2 protein-coding genes are annotated in these 2,003 nt (G+C 48.3%); one reads left to right on the top strand and one right to left on the bottom strand.

Annotated elements, in window-relative coordinates; all coding sequences use genetic code 11:
• The coding region (locus AC2VE5_RS26275; protein ID WP_486890498.1) for a hypothetical protein at positions 1 to 322 on the top strand (322 nt) is incomplete at its 5' end.
• A 40-nt stretch (positions 323 to 362) separates the two neighbouring features.
• Here AC2VE5_RS26275 and AC2VE5_RS26270 read toward each other — a convergent pair.
• Positions 363 to 2,003, bottom strand: a 1,641-nt coding sequence (locus AC2VE5_RS26270; protein WP_486890497.1) for an AAA family ATPase, incomplete at its 5' end; no start/stop codon positions are given.

Genomic DNA, 2,003 nt, shown 5'->3' with positions numbered 1-2,003 from the left:
AAAGGGTTCACAGGTGCTGGCTTCATGGCTCCTCCTAAAAACGAGCGGTGACAGGCTATCGCCCGTCCGGGTGAACTTGCCTACAGGTCTAGGAGCGGCGCTCAGCTCGAGTCTTGCAGCTTGCGGATGCACTGCGAGCAGGCGCGCCGCCCGGTTGGGATTGAGCACACGCTGTCGCAAAAGCATTTTGATAACACGTTCTCATTATGGTGGAGCTTCGTCCCGGAGTCAAGGGAAAGATGTACAAGCAGATACCCCAGCGCGGGCGTGGCAACGAACTTGCACGCAGCACGACACAGCCGTCTTGGTGCAAAATAGATGAGGAAAGGGTCGTACCGTATCCATTAAGCCAAAGCTAACTGTTAGACCGCGTGAGCCGGCTCCTTTACGGTCTCGGGCGGACCGCTTTGGGCCTCCGTTACGGTTTCAAGAGGAGCAAAAATGGCACGGACGAATTTTCGAGCGTCCTCTAGCTCGTAATCTTCTCTAAGATTCTTCTTAAGCACCTCAGCAAGCCATTCCGGTTTATTGCTTCCACCTACGCTTTTAACAAAGCCTTCGAGTTCACCCACTTCGACTACGAAGCAACGGCACTCCCTCAGCTTGGCATTAAGGCTCATAAACTCTTTCGTGGCATCCCCGCTAGGAACAAAGGCTTTACCGGCTTTTTTAGCATTGGCCCAAGGTGAAGATTTCTTCAACGCTTGTTGAATCCCGTCTACAACAGTTTTGGAAAGTGAGCCTTCGGACACTCGCTCGAGGATGGTCTCAATCTCCCTTTTCACTTCCTTGGCACTTAATTCTGATTTTTGACCTTCGATGGCTTTTTTTATTCTATCCCACTGCATTTCGATTTCGTTCCAAGCTCCACCCAAACTCTCGTAAACGAATCGTAGAGGATTTGAGTTATTCAGTATGTCGAAATCAGCTATAACGGTTACAGGAACATCCAAAGCGCGCAAGGACTTTACTAGAGCTGGAATTGCGTGTTTGCCGCCACCATGCATAAACATCACGTCTGGCAAAGTTTTCTCCGGTTGCCCTTCATAAATCGCGTCCAGCACGGCGTTATAGAACCTACAGTCCGAATCACCTTCACAGACCACAACGTGTTCGTGAAAGATGCCGTCTAAGACGTTTGAATAACGCAGGGTAGGGTTTCCCCAGAGCTGTACAAGGTCTGCATTGCTTAACTCACTTACCCTGTTCACGCCTCCGTCACGTTGAAGCCTTACGACACGGATATTAGAAGAGCCAGCATCAAGCAGCCCTTTAAGAAAATCTCCGCTGTGGGTCGCTATGAAAAGTTGGCGCTCCTCTTTTTCTTTTAACTCTTTCGCCAACATCCGACCTAACAACCGTGCTTGAGGAGGATGTAAAAACGCTTCGGGTTCATCTAAGAGGACGATGGGATAATGGCTGACTAGTGAATAGAGCAGAACACCCATAAAGCTGCGCATACCATCGCCTTGGCGATGAAGTGGCGTTAAGGAGGCTATCTTCCCTTGATAACTAACCGAAAGCTGTCCCTCGCCTTCATCAAAAGGAGGCATTTCACCTACGTAGAGGGGGACATTGTTGCCCGCATTCCGATGAACCAGAAGTGATTGCTTGAATGCCTGTTTGAAGTAATAACTGGCTATTTTTTCCGTATCTGGAAACTTTTGTAAATAATGGATGGGATGCTTTAGTGGCTCTCGTAATAAATCAATACTTTCTACCGGGTTGGCAGCTTGAAGCCTTGCGTCAGCCGTGATGTGGTAGCAAAAGAAGTCGGTTAGGTCATCGAGCTTACTGCTATGTTCGTTCCAATACCTATTAATGTCGTCGAATGAAGTCGTGGCGTTTAGCCCCTTGTAAAGCAAATCCCCAAAGTAACTTTTCTCACTCGCAAAATTTGCTCGAAACCACTCATGTAGCTTGTCTTGCGTTCCTTTGACTGCAAACCTCAAATGTTTAACGACAACACTTTCAGCGCTATCGTCCTTTAGCTTATTTTTTAC

The organism is Aliterella sp. E5.1 (genome assembly GCF_057473825.1).
This window is presented reverse-complemented; position numbering and strand designations above follow the sequence as displayed.